The organism is Ectobacillus antri (genome assembly GCF_003852715.1).
GTDB classification, from domain to species: Bacteria; Bacillota; Bacilli; order Bacillales; family Bacillaceae_G; genus Ectobacillus; species Ectobacillus antri.
On sequence record NZ_RIAV01000021.1, the window covers coordinates 14,462 to 39,899 of the forward strand.

A 25,438-nucleotide genomic window follows, 5' to 3' on the forward strand; every position below is an offset into this window, starting at 1 on the left:
TATTTCTTTCATAGGCTAGATAAAGAAATGAAAAGCGATGCGCCGAAGCTTGGAGGTAGGAAGAGATGGAGGTAAAGATTGGCGATTTAGTGGAAAGAGCGTCTCATCAGCGTGACCTTCTTTTTCGGGTAATTGAGTTACGGGAGGATCATACAAGTAAAGTCGCGGTTCTATTTGGAGAAGAATTTCGATTAGTCGCGGATGCGCCGTTGGAGGATTTAATCATTGTTAGTTCACATGAATATAGAGAACGCTCTAAAGAAGGGAAAAACAAATTAGATCGCACATACCAATTATTTCAGCAGGATTATCGTTTGGTCCAGCAGCGTAATGAGTATTATTCAACAAGTGGGTATACTGCAGATGTGAACTACTTTCAGCTTCCAGGAAAGGTATTACACCTAGATGGAGACCCATTATATTTACGAAAATGCTTAGATTTATATGCCAAAATAGGAGTTCCTGTACAGGGCGTTCATTGTAAAGAAGAGGAAATGCCTCAAAGAATTAACGAACTGTTAGTGCAATTTCAACCAGATATATTGGTGATTACAGGACATGATTCCTATACAAAAAGTAAAGGAAAAATCGGGGACTTACATGCTTATCGTAATTCTAGGCACTTCGTACAGGCAGTGAAGGAAGCGAGGCAAAAGTATCCTTCTTTAGATCAACTCGTTATTTTTGCAGGAGCATGTCAATCCCATTTTGAGGCGTTGATTCGAGCAGGAGCCAATTTTGCTAGCTCTCCTTCAAGAATTAATATTCACGCATTAGATCCTGTGTATGTGGTTGCTAAAATTAGCTTTACATCGTTTGTTGATCGAGTAAATGTTTGGGATGTTGTACGGAATACCATTACAGGTGAGCGAGGCCTTGGAGGAATTGACACAAGGGGAATTTTACGAACAGGATTACCATTTCAACATTACGAGGATTAACTTACTAAGAATTTATTTATGTTTCCTAAAGAGTCTGTGGAAGTGAACGGGCTCTTTAGGAAAAGTTCTCTTCACATGACAAGATAATTCTCTTACACATACTGATGATTAGAATTATTCGGATACATGCTTCCTCCTTGATAAGAGCTACGCTAAATTCTGGTTAACAGGCCTTAATACTTAATACATGGATGTAGCAAACTTTTTGTACATAAAAAAGGACCAAGCTGTACAAACTATAAGCGTGAATTATGGTCAAATAAGGTGACTTTCACAAATACGCAAGCAGCGAGGTGCAACATATATGACAAAACGGTTGACTGAGATTAAAGATTCTTTAGACGGCCAGCTTGGAAGACGATTAATGTTAAAAGCAAATAGTGGGAGAAGAAAGACCATCGAACGATCTGGCTTTTTAGCCGAAACATATCCGTCTGTTTTCGTCATACAACTTGACCAAGAAGAATATGCGTTTCAGCGTGTATCTTATAGCTATGCGGATGTACTAACGGAAACGGTAGAATTGACTTTTTTAGATGAACAAGCGGATGGAACGGCTTGGAGTAGTCATTGAACCTTACATAACTTGCTAGTAGTGAAACCCTTCGTTGTTATTCATACTATGGAAGTACAAGTAGAAAAAGCACATTTTCTAAACGGGAGAAAAAGGAACGTAATACTTAATTTTTGAGTGTTCATTGTCTTACCGTTTATTTATGTCTAAAAAACTACATGTACTTATAGGATAATACCGCAGCATAAAAAGGAGGGTTTGCATTGAGTAGAAGACGAGGTATCATGTCAGAGGGCTTTAAAGAAGAATTGGCAAAAGAACTCGGTTTTTATGATGTTGTACAGAAAGAGGGTTGGGGAGGCATTCGTGCCAAAGATGCCGGAAACATGGTAAAGCGAGCTATTGAAATAGCTGAAGAACGGCTTGCAAGTCAGAAGCATCAATAGTAAATATATTCTTTTCAACTGCGGTAATAAGGCTGTCGGGTTTCTCCTGACAGTCTTATTTTTATAAAGCAAAAACATTTGCAAATCGCTTTAAAGTGGTATGAAGCAAAGTATGATTTCCTTTTTGACCATAAAAAAACGGTTTTATTTTTGAGCATTTTTCTTAATGGAAGTTTTCGGTTATAATTAGGCTTACTGACTATGTAAGTATGATAAAATAAACGACAAAGATTGAGTATCTAGAGTAGGTGAAAAGATTGAAGTTATTAGTGAAGGCACCAGCTAAGATTAATTTATCATTAGATGTATTAAGCAAACGAGCGGATGGCTACCATGATGTGCGAATGATCATGACAACAATTGACCTGGCGGATCGTATAGAGTTAACAGAGCTGTCAGAAGATCGAATTGAAATTGTTTCACATAATCGTTATGTTCCTGATGATCAAAGAAATTTGGCATATCAGGCTGCTAAATTAATTAAAGAACGCTATCGTGTAGATAAAGGTGTTTCAATTGCAATTGAGAAAACCATTCCTGTTGCAGCAGGTTTAGCTGGTGGAAGCAGTGATGCGGCTGCAACCTTGCGAGGGTTAAATCAGCTTTGGAAGCTTGGATTGTCTGTTGATGAACTGGCAGAGATAGGTGCGGAAATTGGGTCTGATGTTTCATTTTGCGTATATGGTGGAACAGCTATTGCGACAGGTAGAGGAGAAAGAATTGAACATATTCCAGCACCGCCTCCTTGTTGGGTTATTTTAGCTAAACCTAAAATTGGCGTATCGACAGCGGATGTATACCGAAATTTAAAAGTAGACCGTATTCAACACCCCAATGTAGATGACATGATTCAAAGTATCCGTGAGGGGGACTATGACGGAATTTGTAGCTCTGTGGGAAATGTACTCGAGGAAGTTACGTTCCGTATGCACCCTGAGGTACAACATATTAAAGAACAAATGAAGCGCTTTGGGGCGGATGCGGTGTTAATGAGTGGTAGCGGTCCAACTGTTTTTGGTCTTGTTCGTTATGATTCACGGATGCAGCGTATCTATAATGGACTAAAAGGCTTTTGTGAACACGTGTATGCAGTTCGTATGCTTGGTGAACGAGAAAAACTTGAATAAAGACGTATAATGGGTTATGATTTATTTAGAATATTCGTGATTTGAGGTGAAGGTGTGAAAATTAGACGCAGTACTCGACTGGTCGATATGACATACTACCTGCTACAAAACCCCAGACGTTTGATGTCCCTCACTTTTTTTGCTGAACGATATCAATCTGCAAAATCTTCTATAAGTGAAGATCTAGTAATTATTAAACAAACGTTCGAGCAACAAGGTGTTGGTACATTGCAAACCATTCCAGGGGCAGCTGGTGGTGTCAAATATATCCCATATATGAATGAACAAGAAGCAGATGCTTTAATTGAGGAGTTTTGCAAACAACTATCTGATCCTACGCGTCTTCTTCCTGGCGGCTATTTATATATGGCAGATTTGCTGAGTAATCCTCACTATATCAATGGAGCTGGTCGATTGTTTGCTTCGATCTTTGCACAGCATGACATTGATGTAGTAATGACAGTTGCTACAAAAGGGATTCCTCTTGCTTATGCAGTTGCCAATTACTTAGATGTGCCCGTAGTGATCGCACGCAAAGATAGTAAAGTAACAGAAGGTCCTACAGTAAGTATCAATTATGTATCCGGTTCATCTAAACGGATTCAAGTTATGACCCTATCTAAGAAAAGCCTGCAAGAAGGTGCTAATGTACTAATTGTTGATGATTTTATGAAAGCAGGCGGCACTGTACAAGGTATGATAAGTATGCTTGAGGAATTTAAAGCAAATGTTGTAGGTATTGGAGTATTAGTGGAAGCTGTTGATATTGAGGAACGACTCATTGATGATTATGTATCTCTTGTACGATTATCTTCCGTCGATATTCGTGATAAAGTGATTGAACTCGAAAGAGGAAACTACGCGCTTCCGGCTTTACAACAGGAAGAATTAGTGACAGAAGAATAAGTATACAAGCCCTTGTCTTTTTAGGGCTTTTTTTTAGAAAAAAATATCAGAAAGGTATGATAATTTATGAAAATCATTCAAACAAATGAAGCACCTCAAGCAATTGGTCCTTATTCGCAAGGTATTGTTGTCAATAATGTATTTTACAGCTCCGGACAAATTCCTCTTCAAGCAGATGGAACTTTAGTTTCTGGAGATATTACGGTACAAACACATCAAGTATTTAAAAATTTACAGGCAGTATTGAATGCCGCAGGTTCATCTTTTGAACAGGTTGTGAAAACAACAGTTTTTCTGAAGGATATGAATGATTTTGCTGCATTTAATGATGTATACAGCGAATATTTTCATGTACATAAACCAGCGCGCTCCTGTGTAGAAGTTGCACGTCTACCTAAAGATGTAGCTGTTGAAATTGAAGTAATCGCCCTGACAAAATAAACACAAAAAAATTTGTTTAATTAGAAGGAAAATACAAAATATTATGGAATCTATAGTATATATCGCTTATTTAAAAAAAGGGTGGTGAACATAAGATGGAAGTTACTGACGTAAGATTACGCCGCGTAAGCACAGAAGGCCGCATGAGAGCGATTGCATCCATTACTTTGGATCATGAATTCGTTGTTCATGACATTCGCGTGATTGACGGCAACAATGGCTTATTTGTAGCGATGCCAAGCAAACGTACACCAGATGGAGAGTTCCGTGACATTGCGCATCCAATCAATTCGGGTACTCGTTCTAAGATTCAAGATGCGGTGCTAGCTGAGTATCATCGCCTCGGTGAATTAGAGGAAGTAGAATTTGAAGAGGCTGGTGCTTCGTAAACCATATACTCATGAACTCAAATAGTTCTTTAAAAACTCTTGCTGCCGGCAAGAGTTTTTTTGTGTTAAAATTTAAGAGTTTGACTACCTTCCTTGAAATGATGCGCATTTTAATATAATATCTTTATTGGATAAATAGGTAACCATGGAGGGTTTTTATGTCGAATCGATTTGCGGTCGTTTTAGCTGCGGGACAAGGCACTCGTATGAAGTCCAAACTATATAAAGTATTGCATCCTGTTTGTGGAAAGCCAATGGTACAGCATGTAGTGGATCATATCTCTGAACTTGGTATGCAAAAAGTTGTTACAATTGTAGGACATGGTGCAGAAATGGTCAAACAGCAACTTGGCACAAGCAGCGAATATGCACTGCAAGCCGAGCAACTTGGAACAGCACACGCTGTTATGCAGGCTCAACCTTTGCTAGAAGGAAAAAAAGGTGTTACTTTAGTGATTTGCGGTGATACGCCTTTAATTACAACAGAAACAATTGCTGCATTACTTGCTCATCATGAAAAGATGGATGCCAAAGCAACAGTGCTAACAGCTTACATAGATGAGCCGTTCGGATATGGACGTATTGTACGAAACGCTGAAGGTCATGTAGAACGGATTGTTGAGCAAAAAGATGCAAGTGAAGAAGAATTGCGTATTTGCGAAATTAATACAGGTACGTATTGCTTTGATAATGAACTTTTATTCCAAGCACTTTCTCATGTTTCAAATGAAAATGCACAAGGTGAGTTTTACCTTCCTGATGTAGTTGAAATTTTAAAATCACAAGGTCATATTGTCACAGCATATCAAACGTCAAACTTTGAGGAAACATTAGGGGTAAATGACCGCATTGCTTTGTCACAAGCAGAGCATATTATGCGTAAGCGTATTAATCGTAAACATATGATTAATGGTGTAACTATTATCGATCCTGCTAACACATATATTTCTGCTGACGCAGTCATTGGGAATGATACTGTATTGCATCCTGGTACAGTCATTGAAGGTAAAACGATAATTGCTTCGGATTGTCAAATTGGACCTAATACGACAATTAAAGACTGTCAAATTGGCATGCGTACGGAAATTCGTCAATCGCATGTGAGTGACAGTAAAATTGGAAACGACGTAAATATTGGTCCGTTTGCACATATTAGACCTGATTCAGTTATCGGTGATGAAGTGCGCGTCGGTAACTTCGTTGAAATTAAAAAAGCTGTTTTTGGAAAAGGTAGCAAAGCATCTCACTTGAGCTATATCGGTGATGCCGAAATCGGTTCCGATGTAAACCTAGGATGTGGCTCTATTACAGTTAATTATGATGGAAAAAATAAGTTTAAAACAGTAGTGGAAGATGGTGCATTTATTGGTTGTAATTCCAATTTAATTGCCCCTGTCACAGTAGGAAAAGGTGCTTATGTGGCAGCAGGTTCTACTATTACAGACGATGTACCAGCAAGTGCCTTATCGATTGCGCGTGCGCGTCAAGTGAATAAAGAGCAATACGTGGATAAATTGAATAGCAAGAAAAATTCTTAATGCGGAGGTTTACCCAGTGCCAACTCAATATCTTAACTCTAAATTAAAAGTATTTTCTCTGAATTCCAATCAAGGATTAGCATCTCAAATTGCCAAACATATCGGTGTAGAGCTAGGAAAATGCTCTGTTACACGTTTTAGCGATGGTGAAATTCAAATTAATATCGATGAAAGCATTCGCGGCGGGGATGTTTTCGTTATTCAATCAACAAGCAATCCTGTAAATGATAATATTATGGAACTGCTCATTATGATTGATGCATTGAAGCGTGCATCCGCAAAAACAATTAATATTGTTATCCCTTATTATGGTTACGCACGTCAAGATCGCAAAGCGCGCTCTCGTGAGCCTATTACAGCTAAACTTGTAGCAAACTTACTTGAAACAGCGGGAGCAACTCGTGTTATTACATTAGATCTACATGCACCGCAAATTCAGGGTTTCTTTGATATTCCAATTGATCATATGATGGGAGTTCCTATTCTTTCTGAGTACTTTCAAAAGAAAGAGCTACAAGATATTGTAATCGTATCACCAGATCATGGTGGCGTGACGCGTGCTCGTAAAATGGCAGATCGTTTAAAGGCACCAATTGCGATTATTGATAAGCGTCGTCCAAGACCAAACGTTTCTGAAGTTATGAATATTGTTGGTAATATTGAAGGTAAAACAGCAATCTTAATCGATGATATTATTGATACGGCAGGTACAATTACTTTAGCAGCGAACGCTCTTGTTGAAAATGGCGCGCGTGAAGTATATGCTTGCTGTACGCATCCGGTTCTGTCTGGCCCTGCTATTGAGCGTATTCAAAATTCTAAGATTAAAGAGTTGGTTGTTACAAACTCTATTGCATTGCCTGAAGAAAAGAAAATTGATAAAATTAAAGAACTATCAGTTGCAAGCTTGATTGGAGAAGCAATCATCCGCATTTATGAAGAACAATCTGTAAGTACGTTGTTTGATTGATAGAATAAAGACGTAACCAAACTTTGGTTACGTCTTTTCGTACATACTATACTAAGCGTTTGAATACGGTTTCATTATCTGTATTTATATTGTAAGGAGTTGCATAATGATGAAATTAATTGTGGGTCTTGGTAATCCAGGAAAAGAATACGAAGCAACACGTCATAATATTGGGTTTATTGTTATTGATGAATTGTCTGAGAGATGGAATATCCCGTTGAACCAACAAAAATTTAAAGGTGTATACGGAACGGGTATTGTAAATGGAGAAAAGGTCATTTTATTAAAACCATTAACATACATGAATCTCTCAGGAGAGAGCATCCGACCATTAATGGATTATTATAAGATTGATATCGAAGACTTTGTAGTATTATACGATGATTTAGATTTGCCAGTAGGAAAGCTACGTCTTCGTATGAAAGGAAGCGCAGGTGGTCACAATGGGATAAAATCAACGATTGCTCATTTAGGAACACAAGAGTTTAATCGCATTCGCATTGGTATTGACCGGCCGAAAAATGGAATGAAGGTTCCTGATTATGTACTGGGACGATTTACGGTTGAAGAAGGTCCTGATATGCGTCATGCCGTACAAAAAAGCGCAGACGCATGTGAAGCGTGGTTACGTACACCTTTTTTGCAAGTTATGAATACGTTTAATTAAGTAATTGATGTATAATACATTCATATACGAATAAAATTTGTCTCCATCATCCATACTGGTAATAATTGCGAAGTTTCAGGAGGAATAGATGAACACGCATTATTATTGCCGTCATTGTGGAAGTCATGTAGGAACTGTTGGATATAGGACAGAATCGTTATTAGATGATTTATCACCAACAGAAAAGTTAGATACGTTACATTATGATGAGTATGGAAATATGTACGTAAAAGCGATATGCCAGTACTGTCAAGAAACCTTAGATAGTTACCCGCACTATCATGAGTACGAGTTGTTTATTCAGTAAGCTTTGGTTTAACCAAAGCGTTTTTCTATTCTATTTTTATTTTTTGTCCGTATGGTAAAGCGGATATATAAACTGATTTGTCCTTTGGTTGAGAGGAGTTTGAAAAATGCTAGGTTTATTAGAGCGTTTTTATGATAGTAAAGAAATAGCAACAATCGTTAGTGGGGTAGAGAAAGGACTGAAAGAGCAACTTATTTCAGGTATGTCAAATTCTGCTCGTACCTTGCTAATGGCAGCTGTATATAAACAGACGAAGAAGTCTCAACTCATAGTCACGCATAATTTGTTTCAAGCGCAAAAGGTACATGATGACCTTCTGGCCTTGTTAGGAGAGCAGGACGTGCTTTTATATCCTGTAAACGAACTAATCGCTTCAGAAATCGGTGTCGCAAGTCCTGAACTACAGGCGCAACGAATTGAAGTGATGAATCGACTGCTACGTGATGAGCCGGTTATTATTGTAGCGCCAGTAGCTGGCTTACGTCGCTATCTTCCTGCAAAGAGAGTTTGGGAAGCTTATCAAAAACAGATTCAAGTAGGCAACGATTTAGAGTTGGAAGATTTAGCAAGGTCTTTAGTAGAAATGGGATACGAACGTAAATCTATGGTGGAAGCGCCTGGAGATTTTAGTGTGCGCGGCGGAATATTGGATGTATACCCTCTAACAGAGGAACTGCCGGTACGGATAGAATTTTTTGATACAGAAGTCGACTCTATTCGTTCATTCAGTATTGAAGATCAACGTTCGCAAGAAAAGAAATTGTCTATCTCCTTTGGGCCTGCTTCAGAGTTTGTTTTTACAAAAGAGCAGAGAGAGCATGGAACAAAACGCTTGGAAGAAAGTTTGGCACAAGCATTGGTAGATACGAAAGACACAAGATTAAAAGAACAAATCGCCGACAATGTAGGACGTGAGCTGGAATATTTAAAAAATGACCAATCTATTGAGCAAATGTTTAAATACTTGTCTCTTTATTATGAGCAGCCTTATAGTTTAGTAGACTATCTTCCTAAAGATGGTATCGTTATTTTAGACGAGGTATCAAGGATTCAAGAAACAGTTGAACATCTTGAGAAAGAAGAGGGAGAATGGTATATATCTTTACTTGAAGAAGGTACAGTAGTGCGAGGGTTGTCGTTCTCTCATGATTTCTTTAAGGAGTTGCAGCAAAAGAAGCGAAGTTATTTATATTTAAACTTATTTTTAAGGCATATTCCGCATACAAGTCCTCAAAATATTGTCAATATGACTTGTAAAACGATGCAAGATTTTCATGGGCAGATGCAACTTTTCAAGACGGAGCTAGAACGTTGGCAAAAAGGTCGCTATACAGTTGTTTTGCTTGCAGCAGATGAAGAACGGATAAAAAAACAATTACAAATTCTACAGGACTACGGCTTAGAAGCCGATGTGGGATCTGTGAATATAGCAAGTGATCGTATTCAAATTATACAAGGAGCGTTGCATGCAGGATTTGAATTACCAATGCAAAAGCTCGCTGTTATTACAGAAAAAGAACTATTCAATAAAAAAGTGAAAAAACCGCAGCGGAGACAAAAACTTTCTAATGCGGAGAGAATTAAGAGCTATTCAGAATTAAAACCCGGTGATTATGTTGTTCACGTTAATCATGGTATCGGAAAATTTTACGGTATTGAGACTTTAGAAATTAATGGCGTTCATAAAGACTATTTGCATATTAAATATCAGGGTAATGATAAACTGTATGTGCCTGTTGAACAGATTGATCAAGTTCAAAAGTATGTTGGTTCTGAAGGGAAAGAGCCTAAAATATACAAATTAGGTGGAACAGACTGGAAGCGCGTTAAAACAAAGGTTGAAAAGTCAGTTCAAAATATTGCTGATGATTTAATTAAATTATACGCAGAACGTGAAGCTTCTAAGGGATACGCATTTACTCCGGACACAGCAGAGCAAAGAGAGTTTGAAACCTCGTTTCCTTATCAAGAGACAGAGGATCAATTGCGCTCTATTGCTGAAATTAAGAAGGATATGGAACGAGAGCGACCAATGGATCGTTTGCTTTGCGGTGATGTAGGTTACGGTAAGACGGAGGTTGCTATTCGTGCCGCTTTTAAAGCTGTAATGGACGGAAAACAGGTTGCCATTTTAGTTCCTACTACTATTTTGGCGCAACAACATTATGAAACGATTCGTGAACGCTTTCAAGACTATCCAATTCAAATTGGTTTACTTAGTCGTTTCCGTACTAGAAAACAGCAGAACGAGACAATAAAGGGCTTAAAAGACGGGACAATTGATGTTGTGATTGGCACACATCGAGTTTTATCAAAGGATATTGTATTTAAGGATTTAGGCTTGCTTATTATCGATGAAGAGCAACGCTTTGGGGTAACCCATAAAGAAAAAATTAAGCAAATGAAAGCCAATATTGATGTATTAACACTAACTGCAACACCAATTCCGCGTACCTTGCATATGTCTATGCTGGGGGTTCGCGATTTATCAGTTATTGAAACGCCGCCTGAAAATCGTTTTCCAGTACAAACATATGTTGTTGAATATAATGCAGGTTTAGTCCGAGAGGCAATTGAACGAGAACTAGCAAGAGAAGGACAGGTTTACTTTTTATATAATCGTGTAGAAGATATTGAGAGAAAAGCTGAAGAGATTTCCATGTTAATTCCTGATGCTCGTGTTACTTACGCGCATGGAAAGATGAATGAGAGTGAATTAGAGTCTGTTATGCTTGCGTTCTTAGATGGGCAATATGATGTCTTGGTAAGTACGACAATTATTGAAACAGGTGTAGATATTCCAAATGTAAATACATTGATTGTACACGATGCCGATCGAATGGGATTGTCACAGCTGTATCAGCTTCGTGGGCGTGTTGGTCGCTCCAATCGAGTGGCTTATGCATACTTTACCTATAAAAAAGACAAGGTGCTTTCTGAAGTCGCAGAACGTAGGTTGCAAGCTATTAAGGAATTCACAGAGCTGGGATCGGGCTTTAAAATTGCTATGCGTGATTTATCAATTCGGGGCGCTGGTAATTTGCTTGGTGCTGAACAGCATGGTTTTATTGATTCAGTAGGTTTTGATCTTTATTCACAAATGCTGAAAGAGGCAATCGAAACTCGCAGAGGCACAACTGGTGTTGAAGCGCACTTTGAGGTAGAAGTGGATCTAGAGGTAGATGCATACTTGCCAGATAGTTATATTGCAGATAGCAAGCAAAAAATACTTATGTATAAACATTTCCGCGGCGTATCTTCCGTTGAGGATATTGAAGAGCTTCAGGAAGAGATGACAGACAGATTCGGTGACTACCCGCAAGAAGTTGGATACTTACTACAAATTTCTATGTTGAAGGTTCTGGCAACTAAAGAGAAAATTGAAAGTATTAAACAAAGCAAGCAAGAAGTAACCTTCCTGTTTTCTGAACAAGCAAGCCGTAATCTAGATGGAGGAAAATTGTTTATGTTAACAAACTCCATTAGTAGGTCTATGCGTTTAGGTATGGAAGGAGCCAAACTGAAAATTGTGATGGATGTTAAAGGAATCGAGCCTTCTAAATGGCTTTCTCAGATTGAAACGCTCATAAGAGGGTTAGATGATGCAAAAAAAGAAGCAATAAATGCCTAGCTTAACAAGAAAATCAAATCGGCGTGCATAGAACGTCTAATGTGAACAATACTATGCTTAACAGTTGGTGGTTTTGACAATATAAGGAGAAGAAACCACTACTTTTACCATCTGTAGAAAGCGAGGCAGCATTAGAATGAAAGCAACTGGAATAGTACGTCGAATTGATGATTTAGGAAGAGTCGTTATTCCAAAAGAAATTCGCAGAACGCTCCGCATCCGCGAAGGAGATCCTTTGGAAATTTTTGTGGATCGAGATGGAGAGGTTATCTTAAAGAAGTATTCGCCGATTAGCGAACTTAGTGATTTTGCAAAAGAATACGCTGATGCGCTTTACGATAGCTTAGGTCATAATGTGTTAATATGTGACCGCGATCAGATTATTGCTGTAGCGGGCGTTTCAAAAAAGGAATTTTTAAATAAAAATATTGGCGAATTAATTGAGAAGGCGATGGAAGAGCGTAACTCTGTTGTTATGATGGATGCAAGTGAGATCTCTATTATTGATGGATTAAAGGAGCAAGTTGCCTCTTATACAATTGGTCCAATCATTGCAAATGGCGATCCAATTGGGGCTGTCGTCATCTTCTCTAAAGAAAAAATTATAGGTGAGCCGGAACATAAAGCTGTTGATACGGCGGCAAGCTTCTTGGCGAAGCAAATGGAACAGTAAAAAGGTAGCTTTTAGCTACCTTTTTTTTGTTATAATATGGGACGGATGCTATACAGCTATCAGAATCACAGAAATGGAGCTTATCTTATGGAAACAAAGAAATATGCCTCGTTTTGGCAAGGTGCAATCATACTTACGATTGCTGGCATTATTGTAAAAATATTGAGCGCTTTTTACCGCATTCCTTACCAAAATATCGCTGGAGATATAGGGTTTTATATTTATCAGCAAGTATACCCTTTTTACGGCGTATGCTTAATTTTAGGTACGTATGGATTTCCAGTCGTTATTTCAAAGCTAGTGGCCTCGCGTATGGAAAGTGGTGATATTACAAAGGTCAAAGATATTATATATATTTCATTTTTAGCCTTAATGTGTATAGGAATCCTGTTATTTTGTACATTCTTTTTTGGGGCTGAAATCATTGCAGGATATATGGGAGATTCTTCTTTACAAATTTTGTTGCAGGTTATCGCCTTTTCGTTTCTGTTAATGCCATTTCTGTCCGTGATGCGCGGATATCTGCAGGGAATTGGTGATATGAAGCCTACTGCAGTATCGCAAGTAGCTGAACAAGCCCTAAGAGTTACTATTATCGTAGGGCTATCGCTTTACTTGGTTGCACAGGGATCTAACAGATATATTGTAGGCGGGGGCGCTATGTTTGGATCAGTTGCTGGTAGTATACTTGGTATTGTTATTTTAGCTTATTATCTACATCAACGCAAAGCAAGCATATATAAAGCTTCGTGGTCCGCTATAAGCGATAAAGGGATGATTATAAAACTGGTTGTACTACAAGGTATACTCGTATGTATTAGTAATATAACTTTACTTCTTATTCAAATGGTCGATTCTGTAACCTTTTATGAATTGCTTTTACAAACAGGAGAAACGTCAGAGAGGTCGAAGGTTATAAAAGCTGTATACGATCGGGGATTTCCGCTTATTCAACTAGGTACTGTAGTAGCTACCTCTTTTGTTTTACCTCTTATCCCGATGATTTCTGCTGCTCGTACAAAAGGTGATTATCGTGCTGTTAAGCGTTATATGCAATTGGCAATGAAGCTAACCCTAGTCGTAGCATTAGCAGCCACAGGTGGTCTCATTTGCATTATTGAACAGACGAATATTATGCTATTTACAGACAATCAGGGTTCTTTTACTTTAGGTATTTTAGCTGTGTGTATTCTATTTGGTTCCTTTGGAATCGTGGCATCAGCAGTGTTACAAGGAATTGGGAATACCATTTTGCCAGCCTTTTTTGCAGTTGTTGGTGTTGCTATTAAGTATATGGGCAATATAGTGCTGATGCCAAAGTTAGGAGATGTAGGTGCTGCATGGGCTGCAGTGTTGTCTTTAAGCTGCATCAGTATCTTAAACGTTGTGTATTTAAAACATAAAATGAAAATGCCTCTAGTTGGATGGAAGAACGCAAGCAAGGTCGTTTTCGCTTGCCTTGCTATGATGTTTGTTTTGAAGGGATATGTATATGGAATAAATACACTAGTTGATCATACAAGCCGTTATTTAATATCTGTAGAGGCTTTAAGTGCGGTTTGTATAGGAGGCATGTTATATTTAATTTTAATTATTCGATGGGGCGTATTTACAATTGAAGAAGTTGGTACAGTCTGGAAGGGAAAAAAACTACCTTCTTTCTTACGCTCTCAACGCTTATAACAAGGAAAGAGAGGAATAATTCATTGGGACATAAAATTACAGTTGTTGGACTAGGTGCCGGTGAGCTTGAGCAATTAACACTTGGCGTCTATAAATTGCTTACAAATACCTCGCATATCTATTTGCGTACAAAAGAGCACCCGGTTATTGAACAGCTTGAACATGAAGGCTTACGTTATACTTCTTTTGATCATATTTATGAAAAGCATGATCAATTTGAGCAAGTATATGAAGAGATTGTCACAGTACTACTAGATAAAGCTTTGGAAGAAGATATTGTCTATGCTGTACCTGGACATCCGTTAGTTGCTGAGCGCACCGTACAGTTGTTATTGCAACAAAATATGATTGAAGTTGAAATTGCAGGTGGACAAAGCTTTTTGGATCCTTTATTTGCAAGTGTAAAGGTAGACCCGATAGAAGGTTTTCAATTAATAGATGCGACTTCCTTTGCTCTAGATGAGATTGAATTGAGACACCATTTAATCTTTGGTCAAGTATATGATTCGTTTATAGCTTCTGAAGTGAAGTTATCGTTAATGGAGGTATTGCCTGACACCTATGAAGTGTATATTGTCACAGCTGCCGGGACTTCGTTTGAAAGTGTAAAAAAAGTACAATTATATGAACTTGACCGTCAAACAGAATTAAACAATTTGACTAGTGTGTATGTGCCGCCGGTTCAAGATAAGGAATTGTTATATGGACAATTTCATGCACTGCGGGAGATTATCCGCAAGCTACGTGGTCCTAATGGCTGCCCATGGGATAAAGAACAAACACATCAATCATTAAAGAAATATTTAATTGAAGAGGCGTATGAGCTCTTAGAAGCAATTGATGAAGAAGATGATGATCACATCATTGAAGAATTGGGAGATGTTCTTTTGCAGGTAATGCTACATGCACAAATTGGAGAGGATGAAGGATGGTTCTCTATTGATGATGTCATTCGCTCTACTTCAGCTAAGATGGTACGTCGCCATCCGCACGTATTTCAAGATGTGCAAGTGTCTGGTGCTGAAGAGGTTGTAGCAAATTGGGACGAGATTAAAAAGCAGGAAAAGGCTGATAGACCAAAATCTGTTTTATCTGGTATCCCGAAGAGTTTACCACAACTTTTGCAGGCATATGAGATTCAAAAGCGGGCAGCAAAAGTCGGATTTGATTGGAAAGAAGTAGAGCCTATGATGGAGAAGGTTCGAGAAGAATGGGAAGAGTTTTGCCAAGAAGCGCGTAATATGAACCAACAAGAAATGTTAAACGAGTTGGGAGATATTTTGTTTGCTCTTGTAAATGTTGCACGTTTTTATAAATTGAACCCTGAAGAAGCGGTTCACGCGACCAATCGTAAATTTACGAAGCGATTTACTTATATTGAAAAGTATATTGTACAAACGGGCAAAGAATGGGATGAGTTTACCTTAGAAGAGTTGGATTTTATCTGGGAAGAAGCAAAGAAAGAGGAAAACCGTTAGGAGGGAAATGTTATGAGGTTAGATAAGTTTTTGAAAGTTTCACGTTTAATTAAAAGAAGAACATTGGCTAAGGAAGTAGCAGATCAAGGTCGAATCTCCATCAACGGTCAACCAGCCAAGGCAAGCTCAGTTGTTAAGGTAGGAGATGAACTAACAGTTCGATTTGGTCAAAAAATTGTTACGGTAAAAATCAATGAAATTAGAGAAACAACAAAAAAAGAGAACGCTGTGGATATGTATTCAATTGTGAAAGAAGAGAAAGTAGAAACACAGGGCTTGTTCTAAATAAAAATATCCCTTCATACATTGATAGCAGTATAGGTTATGGGGGGATTAACATGAACGGGTATCAAACGAATTCTCAAAATACAGCAGCTTCTGTAGAGCATGATGTAGTGATGCGAGGAAGACGGCTTTTGGAGATTACCGGTGTTAAACAAGTTGAAAGCTTTGATAGTGAAGAGTTTTTACTTGAAACTGTTATGGGATTTTTAACGATCCGGGGTCAGAATCTACAAATGAAGAATTTGGATGTTGAAAAGGGCGTTGTTTCTATCAAGGGAAAAGTTTTTGAAATGATGTATATTGATGAACATCATTCGGAGAAGGCTAAAGGATTCTTTAGCAAGTTATTTAAATGAGCTTAACCGTACAGTTTTATACCATGCTCTCGATGATTGGAATGGGAGCTTGGACTGGTGCAGCATTAGATACCTATCAACGTTTTTTACAACGTTCTAAGCGAAAGCGATGGTTCGTTTTTATAAATGACGTATTGTTTTGGACTGTCCAAGCTCTGCTTGTTTTTTACGTGCTGCTGCTCTCTAATGAGGCGGAGTTACGCATCTACGTGTTTGTAGCACTTCTATGTGGATTTGCCGCGTATCAAAGCATGTTAAAGCGTATCTACACATCTCTGTTGGAAATGATGATACGTTTTGTTATTCGGACCTATCATTTTCTAGCTACTGTTGTGAAGGTTGTAATCATTCGCCCGTTGTTGACATTAGTGCAATTGCTGTTAACTATTTCTATATTCGTATTAAAGCTGCTACAAAAAATAGCGCAACTATTATACAAGTTTACTATAAAAATTTTATTGGTAGCATGGAAGATAATCTCAATTCCAATTGCATTTATCCTAAGACTTCTATGGAAAGTGCTTCCTAATCGTGTTAAAATTTTTATTAGACACTATGCAGGATTTTTACGTAAAGTCGAGAAGATGAAAGTAAAGATACTTGGGTGGTGGGAATATATTAAAAACAGGTTAGGGGGACCTCGTAAATGAGGGAACTGAAAAATCATTTGGAACAAAGCTCAAATCAAATTTCCTCGCATACAATAAAAACAGGTAATAAAAGTAAAAAACGTTTAGTACGACGTTTGTCTTTGTTTTTTGCTTTTGCATTTGTTGTAGCCGTTAGTGTCAGTTTCAGCTTGCATAAACAGTCTGTTGCTATAGAAGCACAGAAGAAGGAAATTCGGAGTTTGAGCACAAAGTTAAAAACACTGCAGGCAGAAGAGAAGAAGTTGCATAATGAGATAAAAAAATTGAATGATGATGACTATATTGCTAACATCGCTAGAAGAGACTACTTTTTCTCTAAACCAGGAGAGGTAATTATTCCTATTTCTAAGTAGGCAGGTTTTGTTGACACTGTATTTTAGGATTATATATAATGTAGTAAAATCGACCTTTTCAAACCTAAGGAGGAGCATTTTTTTTATGGCAATTGAGGTAGGCAGCAAGTTACAAGGAAAAGTAACAGGTATTACTAATTTTGGAGCTTTTGTAGAGCTGCCAGATGGAGTAACAGGTCTCGTCCACATTAGTGAAGTTGCAGATAACTATGTAAAAGATATCAATGATCACCTTAAAGTTGGTGATCAAGTGGAAGTAAAAGTTATCAACGTTGAAAAAGATGGTAAGATTGGGCTTTCTATTAAGAAAGCGAAAGAGCGCGAAGGAGCAGCTGCTGAGCAACGTCCAAATCGCCCGCAACGCAACAACAATCGCCCTTATGGTGATCGTGATCGCGGTGGTCGTGGACGCGATAGAGAAGAACGTGCTCCGAAAGAAAATTTTGAGCAAAAAATGCTTCGTTTCCTAAAGGAAAGTGAAGATCGTTTGTCTTCTTTAAAAAGAAATACAGAATCTAAGCGCGGTTAACTAAGAGTGAAGGGCATTCGAGTGCGAGTGCCTTTTTTACTTGTGTCAATGACTTATCACATGCAGTATAAGTAGATATAGTCTATCTAAAAAATGTTTTTGATACTTACATAAAAATTTATCTGTGTTAAAGCCCAATGTTGATAATTTGCACTCGTTGATTGGAGTAAAGGGGGTGAGACTAGCGCCCTGACCGCCCTCGGAAAGCGAACCACCGTAACGGAAATTAACAACGAACTTTAATAGAGCTAAAAATTTTTAAAAAAGACGTTGACATGTATCAGAATAATAGTTATTATAGTAATTGTCCGTTAAGGAATTATACAATATGGCGGTGTAGCTCAGCTGGCTAGAGCGTACGGTTCATACCCGTAAGGTCGGGGGTTCGATTCCCTCCGCCGCTATCCCATTAAGGCCCGTTGGTCAAGTGGTTAAGACACCGCCCTTTCACGGCGGTAACACGGGTTCGAATCCCGTACGGGTCATCATGAAAAGATCAAACCAAACTGGTTTGATCTTTTTTGTTTTTTATATATGCTCTTCTACAAAAAGAGATACAATCTGTATAAATTTCTACACTTGTAATAAAGAAGAACCAACAAATGTGTATACATATGGAAGTATTTAAAATAAAAAGTCGAACAATTCCAAAAAACCAAATTGCTATTTTGACAAAAAACCCGCTTGCATCATTTTATAATACAAGTAATAAAATATGCGGGTGGTGTGAAAAGTATGCCAAGAACTGAAAAACGTACGGTAGAAGCAGGGATATTGGCGATGAACCGCGGTCAAGCGAATTTATCAAATTGGACAAGTAAAATTAGGTCAGTCATTGAGAGTGTTTTTTTTCGATGGGGCTTTGTTATTGTTTTAATTGGCTTCTTATTAGGAAGAGCGTATATTCTAAGTAACATTCTTCCGTTTGCACTGCCTTTCTTTGCAGCCGTATATGTAATGAAGCGTGAAAAAACGGCATTAGCCTTTTTAGCGCTAATAGGAGGAGCCTTAACGGTCTCTCTAGAAAATACAGCATTTACATTTGCCTCGATCTTTATGTTTTTTGTGTACAACCTGTTTTTTGCCAAGTTTACAAAGAAAATAATCGGTCTCGTTCCTTTCCAAGTATTTTTATCCGCTTTAACAGCTCATCTTATTGTTGTTTATTTCACGGAACAATCTCTCGTATTATATGATGTTTTCATTAGTACCATTGAAGCTGGATTAAGTTTTGTACTCACAATGATTTTTTTACAAAGTGTTCCTCTTCTTACTGAAAGAAAAGGGAAACAACAGCCTCTAGAAACAGAGGAGATTGTTTGTTTAATTATCTTATTGGCGTCTGTACTTACGGGTACAACAGACTGGTATATCTATGGATTATCGGTACAGCACATTTTCACACGTTACCTGGTCTTAATATCAGCATTTACTGCCGGTGCTGCAATTGGGTCCACAGTTGGTGTTGTAACCGGCTTAATTCTAAGTCTAGCGAATGTAGCGAGCCTATATCAATTGAGCTTATTAGCTTTCTCAGGTTTACTTGGTGGTATGCTGAAAGAAGGGAAGCGAATTGGTGTTGGTCTTGGTCTACTAATTGGAACTAGCTTGATTACTTTATATGTAGATAAACAGGCTGATATTGCAATTACATTGTTAGAATCGGTGGCAGCTATTGGAATTTTTCTTTTTACACCTAAATTTTTGTTAGACAAGCTGGCAAGGTTCGTTCCCGGTACTGTAGAGAATTCCGCAGATCAGCAACAATATTTAAGGAAAATGCGTGATGTCACTTCACAAAAGATAGCAAGATTTGCTAATGTTTTTCAAGCATTGTCTAACAGTTTTTCTACCTATGGGTATGTGCAAGAAATGGATAAGGAAGAGCAAATTGATTTGTTCCTAGAGCATGTTACGAAAAAAACTTGTAACAATTGCTTTAAAAAGGATCAATGTTGGTCAGTAAAACCGGAACAAACCTATGAATACATGAAAGAGATTATGGCGCAAACAGAAGAAGGAACACTTGCGCGCAATCGGAAGTTTCATAAAGAATGGAGTAAGCATTGTATGCGAGCTTCGCAGGTTATGGATGTAGTTGACCGGGACTTAATGCATTTCTATAATGACCAAGAAATGCGTAGACAAATGCGAGAAAATCGTCGTCTAGTTGCAGAACAGCTACAGGGTGTTTCAAAGGTGATGGAGAATTTCGCGAAAGAAATTCAAAGAGAGAAAGAAAATCACCAAGTGCAAGAGGAGCAAATTATAGAGAGTTTGCGCAGTTTTGGTGTTGAGATTGGCAATGTTGATATATATTGTTTAGACCAAGGAAACGTAGATATTGAAATGACGATTCCGAATGTAAGTAACGAGCGGGGGGAGTGTGAGAAATTAATTGCGCCTATGTTATCCGATATTCTAAAAGAAACAGTTTTCGTTGTTCGTGAAGAGCGCTCACCGTATCCGCATGGAATGAGTACAGTAAGTTTTGGATCGGCAAAAACGTTCTCGGTTGACACGGGCATCGCAACGGCAGCGATGGGTGGAGGACTGCTATCTGGTGATTCTTATTCTACGATGGAGCTCGGCGCGGGCAAATACGCATTGGCAATTAGTGACGGCATGGGAAATGGTGAACGTGCACATATGGAAAGTAAGGAGACATTAAAACTCCTTCAAAAAATCTTACAATCTGGTATTCAAGAAACGATTGCAATTAAAGCAATTAATTCTATTCTATCACTGCGAACTACAGAAGAAATTTTTACAACTTTAGATTTGGCTATGGTGGATTTAAGGGATGCTACCGCTAAATTTATTAAGGTAGGGTCAACGCCAAGCTTTGTAAAGCGTGGAGATCGCGTAATTAAGGTAGAGGGAAGCAACCTGCCAATCGGTATTATTGAGGATTTTGAGGTTGATGTGATTAGTGAACAATTGAAGAGCGGTGATTTACTTATTATGATGAGCGATGGTATCTTTGAAGGACCTAAGCATGTCGAAAATCATGATGCGTGGATGAAGAGAAAGATTAAAGAGATACAGACACAAGATCCGCAAGAAATTGCTGATATCCTTATAGAAGAAGTAATTCGTTCTAGAGGTGGATTTATTGAAGATGATATGACAGTAGTAGTAGCGAAGATAGAAAAAAATATGCCGAAGTGGGCTACAATTCCGATTGCCAGTAAGCAAATTCAGTAGTATAAGAACGATTCCCTTTGTCGATGCTAGATATATAAGTTTGTAAAAAATCCGAGAGATGTATCTCGGATTTTTTTAATAAACAGCCTGTATTAAAGAGTAATAAATGGAGATTTGCTGATTGGTGCGTCAAAGATATGAAGCGCCTGCAAAAAGCGACTCTTAAACTTTAGTAGAGCCCAAACGATACTAGCAGTAGGTAGCAACAGTTGTGTACTTGTATCGATTCTTTATAAAGGTTGAGTTGTATAAGGTAGCATTTTTTAGGACTTATACTGCCTTTTCTTTGCTAACAGAGATAAAATAATGGTACCATAGCAATAAGAAACAGGCTTATAGAAGGTGATTTCGTTTTGAGTGTTTCATTTGTTTCTAAGATAGAGCGTTTCATTTGCGAGAATGAACTATTAAATATGAACACTACAGTTGTAGTGGGGGTATCCGGTGGTATGGATTCTATGGCTTTGCTGTATTATCTCCACGGAATTAAAGAGCGCTACCATTTACACATTATTGTGGCTCATATCGATCATATGTTTAGAGGAGAGCAGTCGGCTGCGGATATGCATCATGTAGTAAAGGTGTGCGAAGAGTTACACCTAGTTTGCGAAGCGGCACAGGTAAATGTAGGTCAATATCAACGAGAAAATGGATTAGGTGTACAGGAAGCAGCTCGGGCATGTCGATACGCTTATTTTGCGGAGGTAATGGAGAAGCATCAAGCGGACTGTTTAGCACTTGCACATCATGGTGATGATCAAATAGAGACTATTATGATGCGAATGGTACGCGGGAGTATATCGAAGGGATACGCAGGTATACCTGTTAAGCGAATGTTTGCTGGTGGTATGATTATACGTCCGTTCCTTTCGGTGACCAAAGAAGATATAAAAGCTTATTGTGAAGATGAAGGTATCGTCTATCGAAATGACCCAAGTAATGAGAAGGATACGTATACAAGAAATAGGTTTCGTAAATATATTATCCCTTTTTTAAAACAGGAAAATCCGAATGTACATGTTCATTTGCAGCGGTTTAGCAAGTTTGTTGAAGCGGACGAGAAATATTTGCAGGAATTAGCTTTTGAGAAGCTGAATACAGTAATTAAGAAAAAAGACAAAAATCGTATAGTAATTTCAATTCCTGCTTTTGAATCCTTGCCTATGCCTTTACAAAGAAGAGGTATTCAACTAATATTAAACTATCTTTATGAATACCAGCTTCCTTCTTCACTTTCTTCTATACATATTGAGCAAGCGCTATCTTTTTTACGACGTCCTCACCCTTCCGGTTCACTTGATTTTCCAGCTGGACTTAAGGTAATGCGTTCCTATAAAGAGTGCGAGTTTTACTTTTTTTCAGAAAAGCCTGAGGAGTTTTCTTATATCCTTCCAGTACCCGGAAAAGTAGTGCTACCGAATGGAGATGAGGTTACGGCAGAGGTTAGCAAGTTATACCCAGATACGTCTGATTCTGCTTTGTTTGTCGGCTCGCATGAGGAGATTTCTACACCATTGAGCATTCGAACAAGAAAAAATGGAGATCGGATGACAATAAAAGGTATGAACGGCACAAAAAAGATAAAAGCTATCTTTATTGAAGAAAAAGTGCCGAAGCAGCAAAGAGACAGTTGGCCTATTGTTTGTGATGCGCAAGGGGAAATTATCTGGATTCCCTTGCTGAAGCAATCTGCGTGGGCCGCGTCATCAAAGAAGCATGGGCATTATATACTCATTCGTTACAACAGCAAGGAGTCTTCTAGGAGGATAAGTAAATGATGAATCAAGATATTGAAAAGGTACTTGTATCTGAAGAACAAATTCAAGAGAAGGTAAGAGAACTCGGCGCTATTATCGCACGAGATTACAAAGACACAATTCCGTTAGCAGTAGGTGTACTAAAGGGTGCGATGCCTTTCATGGCAGATCTTTTAAAACGTACAGATACTTACTTGGAGATGGATTTCATGGCAGTTTCTAGCTATGGACATTCTACAGTGTCTACGGGAGAAGTAAAAATCCTAAAGGATTTGGATACTTCTGTCGAAGGTCGTGATATTTTAATCGTCGAAGACATTATCGACAGCGGTTTAACATTAAGTTACTTAGTGGACCTGTTTAAATATCGCAAAGCAAAATCAGTCAAAATTGTAACGTTGTTGGATAAGCCAACTGGAAGAAAAATTGATATCCAAGCAGACTACGTAGGTTATATCGTACCAAACGAGTTTGTAGTTGGTTATGGTTTGGACTACAAAGAGCAGTACCGTAATTTGCCGTATATCGGTGTATTAAAACCGAGTGTGTATTCAAGCTAATAATACATAAGTCTTACAATTGGATAGGAAAGTTTTTGTATGTTACTATTTATTATAGTGTTTATGCTGTGAGAGGAGGTTAGGAATGAATCGGATCTTCCGTAATACCATCTTTTATTTATTAATATTTTTAGTTGTAATCGGTGTGGTAAGTTATTTTAATGGTTCAAGCCAGCAAACAAAGCCGGTTCGCTATGATACATTCCTAGATCGCTTAGATAAGGGAGAGGTCAAGGAAGTTAATTTGCAACCGAAAAATGGTGTGTTTGAGCTTAAAGGACAATTCACGGAATATAATAAAGATGAATTTTTTGTGACGTATGCAGCCAACACAGAAGAGTTGCAAAAGAAATTAAATGACAGTGCGAAAAATACAAAGGTGAATTACCAACCTGCTGAAGAAACGAGCGCGTGGGTAACGTTCTTCACTTCCATCATTCCATTTGTTATCATCTTTATTTTATTCTTCTTCTTACTAAACCAAGCGCAGGGCGGCGGTAGTCGTGTTATGAACTTTGGTAAAAGTAAAGCAAAGCTATATAACGATGATAAAAAGAAAGTTCGTTTCCGTGATGTTGCAGGAGCAGATGAGGAAAAACAAGAACTTGTAGAAGTTGTTGAGTTCTTGAAAGATCCTCGTAAATTTGCAGAGTTAGGTGCACGTATTCCAAAAGGGGTGCTATTAGTTGGACCTCCGGGAACTGGTAAAACATTGCTAGCAAGAGCTGTAGCTGGAGAAGCTGGTGTGCCGTTCTTCTCTATCAGTGGTTCTGACTTCGTAGAGATGTTCGTCGGTGTCGGTGCTTCACGTGTACGTGACTTGTTTGAAAACGCGAAAAAGAATGCACCTTGTATCATTTTTATTGACGAAATTGATGCGGTAGGTCGTCAGCGTGGCGCTGGTCTTGGCGGTGGCCATGATGAGCGTGAGCAAACATTAAACCAATTGCTTGTTGAAATGGATGGGTTTGGTGCAAACGAAGGTATTATTATCGTAGCAGCTACAAACCGTCCTGATATTCTAGATCCAGCGTTATTACGTCCTGGCCGTTTTGACCGTCAAATTACAGTTGATCGTCCTGACGTAAATGGTCGTGAAGCGGTACTAAAAGTACATGCTCGCAACAAACCACTTGATGAAAGCATTAACCTGCGCGCTATCGCAATGCGCACACCGGGCTTTTCAGGTGCTGATTTAGAAAACCTATTGAACGAGGCTGCGCTTGTAGCGGCTCGTCAAAATAAGAAGAAGATTGACATGGAGGATATTGATGAGGCAACGGATCGTGTAATTGCAGGTCCAGCTAAAAAGAGCCGTGTAATCTCTGAAAAAGAAAGAAACATTGTCGCTTATCATGAAGCAGGTCATACAGTAATTGGTATGGTCCTTGATGAAGCAGATATGGTGCATAAAGTAACAATCGTTCCTCGTGGGCAAGCTGGTGGCTATGCTGTTATGCTTCCAAAAGAAGATCGTTACTTCATGACAAAACCGGAATTGTTGGATAAAATTGCAGGATTGCTTGGTGGTCGTGTTGCTGAGGAAATCGTGTTCGGTGAAGTAAGTACAGGTGCTCACAATGACTTCCAACGCGCAACGGGCATTGCAAGAAGAATGGTAACAGAATTCGGTATGAGCGATAAACTCGGTCCTATGCAGTTTGGAAACTCACAAGGTCAAGTATTCTTGGGCAGAGACTTCCATTCCGAGCAAAACTACAGCGATGCTATTGCTCATGAAATCGATTTGGAGATGCAACGCATCATGAAAGAGTCTTATGCTCGTGCGAAGCAAATCCTAACTGATAATCGTGATAAGCTTGAATTAATCGCAAAAACGTTGCTTGAAGTGGAAACTTTGGATGCGGAACAAATTAAAAGCTTGTTTGAAAACGGTGTAATGCCTGATAGAACGGCAACTACGTTTAATACAGATGATGTGAAAGTTAATATTTCCGCTAAAAAAGATGAAGCAAAAGAAGAAGAGCCAAAGGAGTGACTTTACGTCACTCCTTTTTTCTTGCAAGATA

At 38.4% G+C, this 25,438-nt stretch carries 24 protein-coding genes and 2 tRNA genes; all 26 read left to right on the top strand.

Features of this window, described 5'->3' with window-relative positions; genetic code table 11:
• Window positions 1-65: 65 nt before the first annotated feature.
• The 26 genes from yabG (at window position 66) to ftsH (ending at window position 25,407) form a co-directional block, all read left to right on the top strand.
• Window positions 66-941, top strand: coding sequence for a sporulation peptidase YabG (gene yabG / locus EEJ45_RS14930; RefSeq protein WP_124565604.1), 876 nt, complete (start codon window positions 66-68; stop codon window positions 939-941).
• 304 nt (window positions 942-1,245) lie between these two features.
• Window positions 1,246-1,515: a biofilm formation stimulator Veg gene (veg, locus tag EEJ45_RS14935; protein ID WP_124565605.1), complete on the top strand. Its 270-nt coding sequence runs from the start codon at window positions 1,246-1,248 to the stop codon at window positions 1,513-1,515.
• A gap of 203 nt (window positions 1,516-1,718) precedes the next feature.
• Window positions 1,719-1,901 (top strand): small, acid-soluble spore protein, alpha/beta type, encoded by a 183-nt coding sequence (locus tag EEJ45_RS14940; protein WP_124565606.1) that lies wholly within the window; start codon window positions 1,719-1,721, stop codon window positions 1,899-1,901.
• A gap of 257 nt (window positions 1,902-2,158) precedes the next feature.
• Window positions 2,159-3,028 (top strand): 4-(cytidine 5'-diphospho)-2-C-methyl-D-erythritol kinase, encoded by an 870-nt coding sequence (ispE, locus tag EEJ45_RS14945; RefSeq protein ID WP_124565607.1) that lies wholly within the window; start codon window positions 2,159-2,161, stop codon window positions 3,026-3,028.
• A gap of 54 nt (window positions 3,029-3,082) precedes the next feature.
• Window positions 3,083-3,934, top strand: coding sequence for a pur operon repressor (gene purR / locus EEJ45_RS14950; protein WP_124565608.1), 852 nt, complete (start codon window positions 3,083-3,085; stop codon window positions 3,932-3,934).
• Between the two features lie 66 nt (window positions 3,935-4,000).
• Window positions 4,001-4,375, top strand: coding sequence for a RidA family protein (locus EEJ45_RS14955; protein WP_124565609.1), 375 nt, complete (start codon window positions 4,001-4,003; stop codon window positions 4,373-4,375).
• A 95-nt stretch (window positions 4,376-4,470) separates the two neighbouring features.
• The gene (gene spoVG / locus EEJ45_RS14960) at window positions 4,471-4,764 is read left to right on the top strand and encodes a septation regulator SpoVG (protein WP_124565610.1); all 294 of its coding nucleotides are present in this window, start codon (window positions 4,471-4,473) and stop codon (window positions 4,762-4,764) included.
• A 158-nt stretch (window positions 4,765-4,922) separates the two neighbouring features.
• Entirely contained in the window at window positions 4,923-6,302 is a 1,380-nt protein-coding gene (glmU, locus tag EEJ45_RS14965) for a bifunctional UDP-N-acetylglucosamine diphosphorylase/glucosamine-1-phosphate N-acetyltransferase GlmU (RefSeq protein ID WP_124565611.1), read from the top strand.
• Window positions 6,303-6,318: 16 nt separating this feature from the next.
• On the top strand, window positions 6,319-7,272 hold the full coding sequence (locus EEJ45_RS14970; RefSeq protein WP_124565612.1) for a ribose-phosphate diphosphokinase: 954 nt from the start codon (window positions 6,319-6,321) through the stop codon (window positions 7,270-7,272).
• 109 nt (window positions 7,273-7,381) lie between these two features.
• Window positions 7,382-7,939 carry an aminoacyl-tRNA hydrolase gene (pth, locus tag EEJ45_RS14975; RefSeq protein ID WP_124565642.1) on the top strand — a complete coding sequence of 186 codons (558 nt, stop codon included), beginning with the start codon at window positions 7,382-7,384 and terminating at the stop codon, window positions 7,937-7,939.
• A gap of 88 nt (window positions 7,940-8,027) precedes the next feature.
• A complete protein-coding gene (locus EEJ45_RS14980; protein WP_124565613.1) occupies window positions 8,028-8,246 on the top strand; it encodes an anti-sigma-F factor Fin in 219 nt (72 codons plus the stop codon).
• A gap of 106 nt (window positions 8,247-8,352) precedes the next feature.
• Entirely contained in the window at window positions 8,353-11,877 is a 3,525-nt protein-coding gene (gene mfd, locus EEJ45_RS14985; RefSeq protein WP_124565614.1) for a transcription-repair coupling factor, read from the top strand.
• A gap of 136 nt (window positions 11,878-12,013) precedes the next feature.
• A complete protein-coding gene (gene spoVT, locus EEJ45_RS14990) occupies window positions 12,014-12,550 on the top strand; it encodes a stage V sporulation protein T (protein WP_124565615.1) in 537 nt (178 codons plus the stop codon).
• A gap of 87 nt (window positions 12,551-12,637) precedes the next feature.
• Window positions 12,638-14,233 carry a putative polysaccharide biosynthesis protein gene (locus tag EEJ45_RS14995; protein WP_124565616.1) on the top strand — a complete coding sequence of 532 codons (1,596 nt, stop codon included), beginning with the start codon at window positions 12,638-12,640 and terminating at the stop codon, window positions 14,231-14,233.
• Between the two features lie 23 nt (window positions 14,234-14,256).
• The gene (gene yabN, locus EEJ45_RS15000) at window positions 14,257-15,711 is read left to right on the top strand and encodes a bifunctional methyltransferase/pyrophosphohydrolase YabN (protein ID WP_124565617.1); all 1,455 of its coding nucleotides are present in this window, start codon (window positions 14,257-14,259) and stop codon (window positions 15,709-15,711) included.
• Between the two features lie 12 nt (window positions 15,712-15,723).
• The gene (locus EEJ45_RS15005) at window positions 15,724-15,996 is read left to right on the top strand and encodes an RNA-binding S4 domain-containing protein (protein WP_124565618.1); all 273 of its coding nucleotides are present in this window, start codon (window positions 15,724-15,726) and stop codon (window positions 15,994-15,996) included.
• Between the two features lie 53 nt (window positions 15,997-16,049).
• Window positions 16,050-16,352, top strand: coding sequence for a sporulation protein YabP (gene yabP / locus EEJ45_RS15010; RefSeq protein ID WP_124565619.1), 303 nt, complete (start codon window positions 16,050-16,052; stop codon window positions 16,350-16,352).
• Window positions 16,349-17,002, top strand: a complete 654-nt coding sequence (gene yabQ / locus EEJ45_RS15015) for a spore cortex biosynthesis protein YabQ (RefSeq protein WP_124565620.1) — start codon at window positions 16,349-16,351, stop codon at window positions 17,000-17,002. The genes yabP and yabQ overlap by 4 nt, the downstream gene beginning before the upstream one ends.
• Window positions 16,999-17,355, top strand: coding sequence for an FtsB family cell division protein (locus EEJ45_RS15020; protein WP_124565621.1), 357 nt, complete (start codon window positions 16,999-17,001; stop codon window positions 17,353-17,355). The genes yabQ and EEJ45_RS15020 overlap by 4 nt, the downstream gene beginning before the upstream one ends.
• 85 nt (window positions 17,356-17,440) lie before the next feature.
• Complete coding sequence (locus EEJ45_RS15025) at window positions 17,441-17,884, top strand: S1 domain-containing RNA-binding protein (protein WP_124565622.1); 444 nt, start codon at window positions 17,441-17,443, stop codon at window positions 17,882-17,884.
• 330 nt (window positions 17,885-18,214) lie between these two features.
• A tRNA-Met gene (locus tag EEJ45_RS15030) sits at window positions 18,215-18,288 on the top strand.
• A gap of 9 nt (window positions 18,289-18,297) precedes the next feature.
• Window positions 18,298-18,369: transfer RNA gene (locus EEJ45_RS15035), tRNA-Glu, on the top strand.
• A 250-nt stretch (window positions 18,370-18,619) separates the two neighbouring features.
• Window positions 18,620-21,091: a stage II sporulation protein E gene (gene spoIIE / locus EEJ45_RS15040; protein WP_124565623.1), complete on the top strand. Its 2,472-nt coding sequence runs from the start codon at window positions 18,620-18,622 to the stop codon at window positions 21,089-21,091.
• A 353-nt stretch (window positions 21,092-21,444) separates the two neighbouring features.
• Complete coding sequence (gene tilS / locus EEJ45_RS15045; RefSeq protein WP_124565624.1) at window positions 21,445-22,869, top strand: tRNA lysidine(34) synthetase TilS; 1,425 nt, start codon at window positions 21,445-21,447, stop codon at window positions 22,867-22,869.
• Entirely contained in the window at window positions 22,866-23,408 is a 543-nt protein-coding gene (gene hpt / locus EEJ45_RS15050; RefSeq protein WP_124565625.1) for a hypoxanthine phosphoribosyltransferase, read from the top strand. Before tilS ends, hpt begins: the two co-directional genes overlap by 4 nt.
• A gap of 85 nt (window positions 23,409-23,493) precedes the next feature.
• Window positions 23,494-25,407, top strand: coding sequence for an ATP-dependent zinc metalloprotease FtsH (gene ftsH / locus EEJ45_RS15055; RefSeq protein ID WP_124565626.1), 1,914 nt, complete (start codon window positions 23,494-23,496; stop codon window positions 25,405-25,407).
• Window positions 25,408-25,438 lie beyond the last annotated feature (31 nt).

What these genes read in the sequence shown, in the direction of transcription:
- spoIIE (WP_124565623.1), top strand. Translation starts at nt 18,620, where the DNA reads ATGCCAAGAACTGAAAAACGTACGGTAGAAGCAGGGATATTGGCGATG.
- EEJ45_RS15025 (WP_124565622.1), top strand. Translation starts at nt 17,441, where the DNA reads ATGGCAATTGAGGTAGGCAGCAAGTTACAAGGAAAAGTAACAGGTATT.
- EEJ45_RS15020 (WP_124565621.1), top strand. Translation starts at nt 16,999, where the DNA reads ATGAGGGAACTGAAAAATCATTTGGAACAAAGCTCAAATCAAATTTCC.
- EEJ45_RS15005 (WP_124565618.1), top strand. Translation starts at nt 15,724, where the DNA reads ATGAGGTTAGATAAGTTTTTGAAAGTTTCACGTTTAATTAAAAGAAGA.
- EEJ45_RS14995 (WP_124565616.1), top strand. Translation starts at nt 12,638, where the DNA reads ATGGAAACAAAGAAATATGCCTCGTTTTGGCAAGGTGCAATCATACTT.
- mfd (WP_124565614.1), top strand. Translation starts at nt 8,353, where the DNA reads ATGCTAGGTTTATTAGAGCGTTTTTATGATAGTAAAGAAATAGCAACA.
- yabP (WP_124565619.1), top strand. Translation starts at nt 16,050, where the DNA reads ATGAACGGGTATCAAACGAATTCTCAAAATACAGCAGCTTCTGTAGAG.
- hpt (WP_124565625.1), top strand. Translation starts at nt 22,866, where the DNA reads ATGATGAATCAAGATATTGAAAAGGTACTTGTATCTGAAGAACAAATT.
- ftsH (WP_124565626.1), top strand. Translation starts at nt 23,494, where the DNA reads ATGAATCGGATCTTCCGTAATACCATCTTTTATTTATTAATATTTTTA.
- spoVG (WP_124565610.1), top strand. Translation starts at nt 4,471, where the DNA reads ATGGAAGTTACTGACGTAAGATTACGCCGCGTAAGCACAGAAGGCCGC.
- yabG (WP_124565604.1), top strand. Translation starts at nt 66, where the DNA reads ATGGAGGTAAAGATTGGCGATTTAGTGGAAAGAGCGTCTCATCAGCGT.
- EEJ45_RS14955 (WP_124565609.1), top strand. Translation starts at nt 4,001, where the DNA reads ATGAAAATCATTCAAACAAATGAAGCACCTCAAGCAATTGGTCCTTAT.
- EEJ45_RS14980 (WP_124565613.1), top strand. Translation starts at nt 8,028, where the DNA reads ATGAACACGCATTATTATTGCCGTCATTGTGGAAGTCATGTAGGAACT.
- spoVT (WP_124565615.1), top strand. Translation starts at nt 12,014, where the DNA reads ATGAAAGCAACTGGAATAGTACGTCGAATTGATGATTTAGGAAGAGTC.
- pth (WP_124565642.1), top strand. Translation starts at nt 7,382, where the DNA reads ATGAAATTAATTGTGGGTCTTGGTAATCCAGGAAAAGAATACGAAGCA.
- glmU (WP_124565611.1), top strand. Translation starts at nt 4,923, where the DNA reads ATGTCGAATCGATTTGCGGTCGTTTTAGCTGCGGGACAAGGCACTCGT.
- veg (WP_124565605.1), top strand. Translation starts at nt 1,246, where the DNA reads ATGACAAAACGGTTGACTGAGATTAAAGATTCTTTAGACGGCCAGCTT.
- yabQ (WP_124565620.1), top strand. Translation starts at nt 16,349, where the DNA reads ATGAGCTTAACCGTACAGTTTTATACCATGCTCTCGATGATTGGAATG.